This window comes from Ralstonia pickettii (genome assembly GCF_000607165.1).
Classification (GTDB): domain Bacteria; phylum Pseudomonadota; class Gammaproteobacteria; order Burkholderiales; family Burkholderiaceae; genus Ralstonia; species Ralstonia holmesii.
Map to the genome: position 1 here is coordinate 1 of NZ_JFZG01000015.1, position 8,028 is coordinate 8,028.

Here is an 8,028-nt window from a genome sequence, read left to right on the forward strand (position 1 = left end):
TCGGCTCGAGGCCTTCAGCCTCAAATTGGGGCGCCGGGTGTCGTTCTATCGGCGTGCGGCTCTCGATCAATGGCTGAGGCTGGAGGCCGATCCCGACGTTCAGCGTTTTTGCGAAAGGCCTGGGTTCATCCTAGTGGGCGGACAGCGACACTTGGCCGAGTTCTGGGTCCGTTATGAAACTCGGGACGAGTTGGTGTTGCTCTCAGAGTCAGACGACGAGGGCATGGTCGTCGACAAAGGGCGCCAACTGGACGACTCAGAGATCGATATTCGTGTGGTGCCGCCGGCAGAACTCGCTGCATCCCGAGTCTGGATCGACAACTGGCAACGGATGTTACCCACGATCGTGGCCAATCGCGGCTTGCCAGCGGCGAGTCTGCTGACAGCGATCCGGCGCTTTGCGACAGCTGAGCCGAGGCAACTCCTGACCATTGAGCGCGAGTACGCCACAGGCGATCCCGTTCTGGTTCGCACCGCGGTGTATGAGTTATTGCGCACGGGCAAGCTCTCGGCACCGACCTTGCATACGGAAGCGTTGTCGCTGCTCACACTGTTCTCGGCACCGGGAGGACAGTCCTGATGCGCCGCAAACCGGAGCTCCAGCATCTCGACCTCGCGTCCTGGCCGTCAGTTGCATGGACGGAGCTCACGGAGGGGCGTCAGCAGCGGGTACGCATGGCGACTGCCGCCATCGAGCGCTATGCACGAGGCGACGCTATCGACGAAATTGAACTGTCCACCGGTATCGATCGTCGCCAACTATATCGGTGGTTGTATCGTGCGTTGCAGACACACCCCGATGGACGGATCTGGGGCTTTCGCGCCGTCATTCCCAATGTGCGGATTGCCGAATACGCGCGCGTTGCCCCTATCGTCGTCCAGGGGCAGACCGGCAGTCGCGGTACGGCCGGGGCGATATCGCAAATCTTCGAGAGCCATCCCGCCTTGGTGACGTGGCTTCGGGCTCAGATTCGGCAACGCAAGGTCGTGCTGCATCAGGTCAGCACGGATGGCAAGCTCAAGACGCGCCTGCGCGGCCTGAAAGCCCTGCATGAGGAGTTCCTGAAGCAATGTCGGTCGCTCGGTCTGAAGGCGACGGACTACCCGCTCTGTATGGACTATTTGGCAATCCGCTCGTTGTCCAACCGGCTCAAGGCGGAAATGCTGCGCTCCTTCGGCCAAGCTGCGCGCGCGGCGGGCGCCTCTCACCTCAAAGGCTTGCCCCTGCAGGACGGACATGCCGTATCGCCCGCGGCCGTGCGCCCCTATCAGGTCGTGGAATTCGACGGGCACCGTCTGGATGTTCGGCTCAAGGTGGTGGTACGTGACCCTTTGGGTTTTGAGCACGAGTTCGAAATGGAGCGCATCTGGCTGCTGGTCATCATCGACGTTTGCACTCGCGCGATCCTGGGTTATCACGTCGTGCTCGCGCGCGAGTACAGCCGTCATGACGTGATCAAGACGATGGAGAAGGCACTGGAGCCTCATCGCCCCATGACCTTCACCCTTCCCAATCTCGCGTACTCCAAGCACGATGGCCTGCCGTCGCAAAAACTGCCCGAGCTCGCCTACGCTTGCTGGGAGTGGATCAAGCTCGACAACGCCAAAGCAAATCTTGCCAACGACACGCTCAGTGCCTTGTGCGAGTTCGTGGGTTGCATTGTCGATGCGGGCCCTTATCACCACCCGGACGAGCGCCCCTACATTGAGCGTTTCTTTGCGACCATTGCGCAAGAGATGTCGTCGCGTCTGCCTGGCTACACCGGATCGCATCCGCGTGACCTTCGGCGTGCGCTGTCCGATCCGAAGGGCAATCTCCGCTTGTACCTGTCCTCCGATGAGCTGACGGAACTCGTCGAATATGCCATCGCCAGTTACAACGGTACACCGCACAGCGGGCTGAACAACATCACGCCTCTGGAGGCCATGGAGCGGTTGATCCGTGTCAAGCAGAGCATGCTCTCCTGGTTGGCCGAGCATCGGCGTCGCACGCTGTGCCTGATGCAAACCGCGTCGAGGCACACGGTGCGTGCCTACTTGCACCAAGGTGTGCGTCCTCACATCAACCTGCACGGTGTGCGCTACACCAGCACAACCCTGGCAGCGGCGACGCATCTGATCGGTACGAAGCTGCTTGTCTATTCCAACGTCGAAGACCTGCGCGGCGTACGGGCGTTTCTCGCGGATGGAGCCGAGTTGGGGCCATTGCAGGCGCAGGGCGCGTGGGGCCTGGTGCCCCACGATTTGCGGCTGCGCAAAGAGATCCTGAAATGGCGTAAGAAGCGCGGCATGCGCAAAGGGATGGAAGGCAACGTGATCGAGGCGTTCGTCCAAGAGAAGCTGGCGCACGCCAAACACACACGCAAAGCCGCCACGGATCTCGCGCACGTCATCCGTGTTTTGTCGACTGCGCCGACGATCTACACGCCTTTGCGACCCACCGTACCCATTTCTGCGCCGCTTTCCAATGCCGTCGCTGACGATTCACCATCGCCGCCGCCAGCGCCCGGTGTACCACGCCGCCTCACGATTGGTACGGGACTGATTTCCTAGGCGGGCCGCCCGCAAGGAGGACCACCATGTCTGTCGAACGCCCCCGCCCGGTTGATCCGGCTACGCACCCTCTGGTCACTGGCAATTACCGGATCGCCACGGCAGCGATCCAGGATTTTTATGAACTGGTGACACGGTGCCTGCGGTACCGTGTTCCTGGGGCGCTGATCTACGGACCCTCACGCATTGGCAAGACCCGGGCGATCGAATACATACGGCTCCTGCTCGCCCGCAACTACCCCAAAATCTCCACCTTCCACGCGCAGTGCGAGCACAAGCCCAAGCATGCGGAGGGCCCCTTTCTGTCGAACCTGCTGGAGGCCGTCGGCTATCCCGAGCCGCAGACGGGAACCAACACGGCCAAGCGGTTCCGGCTGACCCATAAGCTGCGGGAGGCGGCGGCCCGAGCGGGCAGCGGAACGATTCTCCTGTTTTGCGATGAGGCACAGCGCTACAACGTCAATGAGTACGAGTGGCTGCGCGACATTCACGATACGCTCGATCGGCAGCAGATCAAGCTGTACACCTTCCTGGTCGGCCAGGAGGAGTTGCTGGCCAAGAAGGAATCGCTGCAGGCGGCAGGGGCCACGCAGATCATCGCGCGCCTCATGGTCGAAGAGTTGCCGTTCTATGGGATACGCGATGCTGATGATGTCGCGACTTGCTTGCTCGGCTATGACGAAACCTGTTACCCGGAGGCGAGCGCTTGGACCTTCACGCGGTTTTACGTCCCCGAGGCATTCGACACCAACTACCGGCTTGTCAACGACGCGACCGTGCTCTGGGAGGCCTTCAGCGCGGCGCACCACAAGGCGAGCCTCCCCTACAAGATGGAAATCCCGATGGAATATTTCGTGCGCGCTGTTGAGATTGTCCTGAAAGATAGCGAGACCCGGGACGCACCGGGTTACAGCCCAGCGCCAGCATTGTGGGCATACGCCGTGCAACAGTGTGGTTACGTCCAATCGCGCCATGCGACCGGGCATATCATCGCCGCTGCGTAGCTCCCGGAAGAATCGATTCCCGATTCTATCGTTTGACGAGAGCGTGCTTTCGCCCGCGCTAGGCTACACCTTCGACCCGAAATGGGTCGACCCGTGCGAGTCGCTGATTTCCATTCTTTGGAAATTCGCGCAGGCCAATCAGCTTTCGGGGCATGTTGTGGTGCGTCATGCCGCCTTGTCCTTGCACGCCGATCCCTATTCCGGCGTTTTACCGGTGCACGATGCGATCAATATCGCCGCCTTGCGCAAGACCTTGCACCTGCCGGCCAAGATACTTCTCGGATCGGTCCTCGATGCTTTTCCTTACCGCCAGTACGACGAGCGTTTTCGATTTTGCCGCAAGTGTTTGGGGCGTGGATACCACAGTCCCCTCCATCAGTTGCAGAGCGAGTCCACATGCCCGGCGCATCAGACGCCACTCGAGATCGGTTGCCGACGCTGCGGCTACGAGCCGCTCTGCTTGCTCAAAGCTCGTTTTCTGGAAACCCCGTTTCGATGCGACTACTGTGGTGCCCCCTACAGTTACAAGACGTATTCGACACTACGATCGGAGAAGATGTGCAAAGATGACAGAGTTGCAATGCGTCGGCGATACTTTGAAAGGACATACGGCTAGACTGGGCGCATTTGGATCACGGCGGCGTCACTCGCGTGATTGCCGTGGAGTCGAAAAATTGCTCCATCACGCTGGAAATACTGAGTCCCGGCCCCCGGTTGGGCGTCGGGCGAGGCGCGCTCATGCGTGAAGTTCAGCGACGATGCGCTCGGCGAGAAAATCGCAGGGTGGTCGGTTTGACGTGACGCTTCGGGCGAGGACGATTTCAAGCGTGCCAATCTCAGGCAGGCCGTGTGCGGGCCCGAGCAGCGTAAAGTCAGATGGCACAGCACACCGCGCGAGCGGGGTGATGGCGAGGCCAGTTCGGGCCATCGTCAGCAGGCCAAGCAGACTCGGGCTCTCATAGGAAGTTCGATACACGATTTTTGCGCGCTCGAGACTGTGGATCGCCTTCTCGCGTGCGACGCTTCCCGGTAGGAACACGGCAATTGGTAGCGGCCGCTCACGCCAGATGTCAGTGGCGCCGGGCGCTGCGGCCCACACCATCGGCTCGTGCCGCAAGAACTCGCCGGTCAGCCCTTTCACCCGCGTCGCGCAGACGAGATCCACCGTGCCGTCGCGCAACATCGGGGCGAGCGCGACGCTGGGCAGGCCGGTCACCTGGATCTCGACCTTCGGATAGGTGGCCGAGAACTTCTTGAGAATCGGCGGAAACAGCGACGACGCGTAATCGTCCGGTACGCCGATCACCACGCGGCCAGTCACGTCCGGCCGGACGACCGCCGCCCATGCCTCATCGCGCAGCGCAATGATCCGGCGCGCGTGTGCCAGCAGCACCTCGCCGTCCTGCGTCGGCACCACGCTGCGCGGCTTGCGCACGAACAGCGCTTTGCCAAGGGCCGATTCCAGCGTCTTGATCTGCATGCTCACCGCCGATTGCGAGCGGTGCACGAGATCTGCCGCCCGGCTGATCGTGCCCGTAAAGGACAAGGACATTTGTTGAGAGGGCTGCACCCCAACCCTCAGCGTGCTGCCGGCAAAAACATCGCCGCAAGAACTGGCAGGAGACACTGCGCATATTTTTCTGATGCAGTGGGATTCCACCGAGTGCCGCGCATGCTCTGCATGCGTTGAGAGGCCAAGTTTTGGCGCGCCAGACCATGAGTTGATCGCATGCTTGCGCCTTCAGTATGCGCAAGGTGATTCGAGGTGGTAAGCATGCGGAGAGCAAGCACCATTCTCCGGCTGCATTCTTGTAATCCACCCGTAACTCTACGGTCAGGTTGACTTTCCTAGACTGCGGCTCCGTGATCGTCCATTGATGGTGCCCGTGAAGTTGCTGCGCGTTTTTTCGCTCTGGCTGGTACTAGTTGCGCTGCCCTCACAGGGCATGGGCGCCGGTATTCCTGCCGACTGCGAACGCGCGCATGCTGTAATCAAGAAATCGCGGAGCATTCAGCATAAGCGCCTCTCCGTGGCTACACGTACCAGCCATAAGCATTGCCACGACCACCATGGCAAAGCAGGACCTGCTCGTTATGACGACCGGTGCAAGCTATGTCCGTCTTGCGAGGAGGCTCCGCAGTATGCAGTGCCCGCGCGACTGACCATGTCCAGTTGTCGGCCGACAGCGCGAACACATTCGTCGTCTAGCGCCCAATTTCTTAGTTTCATCCCAGAGCTCCTCCTACGGCCTCCGCGCCTGGTTTCCTGACACGCATCACTGCTGACGTCTGACAGCCTTCGCTTTTGTAAGGGAGGCACGCGGCCACAGCGGTAAGACCCGTGAGCGTGTCCCGGCACGCAACCAGGGAAATTGAGTGTTCCGTCAGCGAGCAATCAAGGCGCGGTGAATAGCGCTGTTGTTCGCTGCGTAGGAGTTTGCCGTGCATATCTGTGTAAATTGCCATGCGCCTCTGAGGCCTTTTGCTTGGTCGTGCAATGCCTGCGGCTGGAGAGCCGCCGTCCATGACGGAGTCGCTTGCTTGGCGCCCGAAATGCTTCAGGACAACGACGGCTTCCACGAGCCGCTGTTCGACGAATACCAAAAGCTTCAAGCCGAGCACTTTTGGTTCGTGTATCGCCGAAAGTTAATCGTGTGGGCGCTGCAACGTTATTTCCCGCGGCTTCAGTCCTTCTTGGAGATTGGCTGCGGCACAGCAGAGAATCTCGCTGCGATTGCAGACCGGTTCCCACATGCTGAGGTATGCGGTGGGGAGCCTTCGCTGCATGCGCTGCAAATGGCGCGCCGCCATTGCACAGCGAAGTTCTTGCAAATGGACGCGCGCGCGATCCCTTTTGTCGAAGCATTCGACGTGGTCAGCGCCTTTGATGTGATCGAGCATATCGATGATGACCGACTCGCCCTGAGCGAGATGTACAAGGCGTGCCGGCGCGGAGGTGGGCTGATCTTGACGGTGCCTCAGCATCCTTCTCTCTGGAGTCGCGTGGACGACGCGGCCAAACACAAGCGTCGTTATACGCGTAAGGATCTCGTGGAGAAGCTGCGGGCCACCGGGTTCCGTCCGCTCTACGTCAATTCCTTCATGTCGCTGCTGTTACCCGTCATGGTTATTTCGCGCGTGCACCAGAAGATTGCGCGGACCGATCTGGAGGTTGACGAGGGTTTCCGCATCGGAAAGACACTCAATCGGCTGTTTTCGACCGTCTGCGACGTTGAATATCGCTTGTTGACCCGCAGCTTGCCATTTCCCGCCGGTGGTTCGCTGCTCGCTGTCGCGGTCAAGGAGTGATATGGCCATTCAAGGCACTGAAACCAGTCATTCGCACCTGCGCTGATGCGCCTTGGAGAAAAGGCCGGCATGACCGATCGACGAATCTTCTACAGATATCTGCTGAGTGGCGGTGCTTCCACCGCCACTCACTATCTGGCGCTGTACATTTTGGTCCACTCCGGTACCACCCCCGTGGTGGGATCGACCCTAGGTGCGATCTTCGGGCTCGTGCTCAATTTCACGGTTAGTCGGCGATGGGTGTTCGGCGCCCCCGCCAAGGTCGGTGCGACACTCTCGCGCTTCCTCCTTGTGTGGGTGCTGGCATTGCTGTTCAACGCCTGGATGCTGGCGGTCCTGTTCGCTGCGGGCCTGCACTATTTGGTTGCACAGGTGATCTCAACCGGGATCTTGGTTCTGATCAATTTCAATCTGCATCGCAGGTGGACATTTTCCGTTGCACAAGCAGCACCTGCAGTTGTGGACGCCTCAAACTGCAAGGCTGGTGCTTGGCGTACACAGCAAAAACCTGATAGCTAACCCTCTTTCACGCCAACTCAGGCATTTGGCTGTGCGGGTACGACGCGCTCAAGGTCCCGCCCACTAGGAGACTATTGCATGAAAAAAAACGCTTTGATATCGGTGTTGGCCGTGGCTGCCAGCTTTCCGACGGTGGCCAAAGGCTTCGTCCTGCATCTTGAGCACGGATTCGACGCCCACAACCCCGTCGTAATCTTGGGGGGTACACAACCCTTTCCCACAAATGCGGAGGAGTTTGACGTATCTGCGCCGCGTGGCGTCATTCTGACCAAAGTACTTTCCTATCAGCAACGCTACATCATGCGGCTGGTCAACCGGGGAAGTGCTTCTGTAGCCCTACGTCTGGACGTCAAGGATGCTAGCAGCGTTAAGACCCTGCCGGGAACGCAACCGATCAATTTGGTCTTGGATGCAGGCGAAACAAGGGAGCTGGCGATGGAAGCGTGGACGCCGATGACTGTGGTGGTAAGCGCGGCAGCGCAGTAAGTATCTCGCCCGCTGGTACGCCAGCCAAGCTGGCGTCATTTGCTGCCCAAAAGCCAGAAAAGGGGCATGCAATCTGCCATTGTTCAGCAGAATGCGTGTCGGCTTCCTCAAGCAATCTAGCGAGCCTGACCGCAACGACCGGATTTACCGTGAACGG

General features: G+C 59.9%; 8 protein-coding genes. 7 read left to right on the forward strand and 1 reads right to left on the reverse strand.

Annotated elements, in window-relative coordinates; translation table 11 throughout:
- The 4 genes from BG83_RS0116410 to BG83_RS28840 form a co-directional block, all read left to right on the forward strand.
- The coding region (locus BG83_RS0116410) for a hypothetical protein (protein ID WP_024977755.1) at positions 1 to 580 on the forward strand (580 nt) is incomplete at its 5' end.
- A complete protein-coding gene (locus BG83_RS0116415) occupies positions 580 to 2,553 on the forward strand; it encodes a DDE-type integrase/transposase/recombinase (RefSeq protein ID WP_012435600.1) in 1,974 nt (657 codons plus the stop codon). The genes BG83_RS0116410 and BG83_RS0116415, both read left to right, overlap by 1 nt.
- A 26-nt stretch (positions 2,554 to 2,579) precedes the next feature.
- Positions 2,580 to 3,557 (forward strand): ATP-binding protein, encoded by a 978-nt coding sequence (locus BG83_RS0116420; RefSeq protein ID WP_021197347.1) that lies wholly within the window; start codon positions 2,580 to 2,582, stop codon positions 3,555 to 3,557.
- 43 nt (positions 3,558 to 3,600) lie between these two features.
- Positions 3,601 to 4,173 carry a TniQ family protein gene (locus tag BG83_RS28840; protein ID WP_225694714.1) on the forward strand — a complete coding sequence of 191 codons (573 nt, stop codon included), beginning with the start codon at positions 3,601 to 3,603 and terminating at the stop codon, positions 4,171 to 4,173.
- Positions 4,174 to 4,293: 120 nt separating this feature from the next.
- On the opposite strand, the gene BG83_RS0116430 is transcribed toward BG83_RS28840, so the two are convergent.
- On the reverse strand, positions 4,294 to 5,109 hold the full coding sequence (locus BG83_RS0116430) for a LysR family transcriptional regulator (RefSeq protein WP_012435597.1): 816 nt from the start codon (positions 5,107 to 5,109) through the stop codon (positions 4,294 to 4,296).
- Between the two features lie 1,001 nt (positions 5,110 to 6,110).
- On the opposite strand from BG83_RS0116430, the gene BG83_RS0116435 reads away from it, so the two are divergent.
- The 3 genes from BG83_RS0116435 (at position 6,111) to BG83_RS0116445 (ending at position 7,871) form a co-directional block, all read left to right on the forward strand.
- Entirely contained in the window at positions 6,111 to 6,866 is a 756-nt protein-coding gene (locus tag BG83_RS0116435; RefSeq protein ID WP_021197345.1) for a class I SAM-dependent methyltransferase, read from the forward strand.
- A 69-nt stretch (positions 6,867 to 6,935) separates the two neighbouring features.
- On the forward strand, positions 6,936 to 7,385 hold the full coding sequence (locus BG83_RS0116440) for a GtrA family protein (protein ID WP_012435594.1): 450 nt from the start codon (positions 6,936 to 6,938) through the stop codon (positions 7,383 to 7,385).
- Between the two features lie 78 nt (positions 7,386 to 7,463).
- The gene (locus tag BG83_RS0116445) at positions 7,464 to 7,871 is read left to right on the forward strand and encodes a hypothetical protein (RefSeq protein ID WP_012435593.1); all 408 of its coding nucleotides are present in this window, start codon (positions 7,464 to 7,466) and stop codon (positions 7,869 to 7,871) included.
- Positions 7,872 to 8,028: the final 157 nt, after the last annotated feature.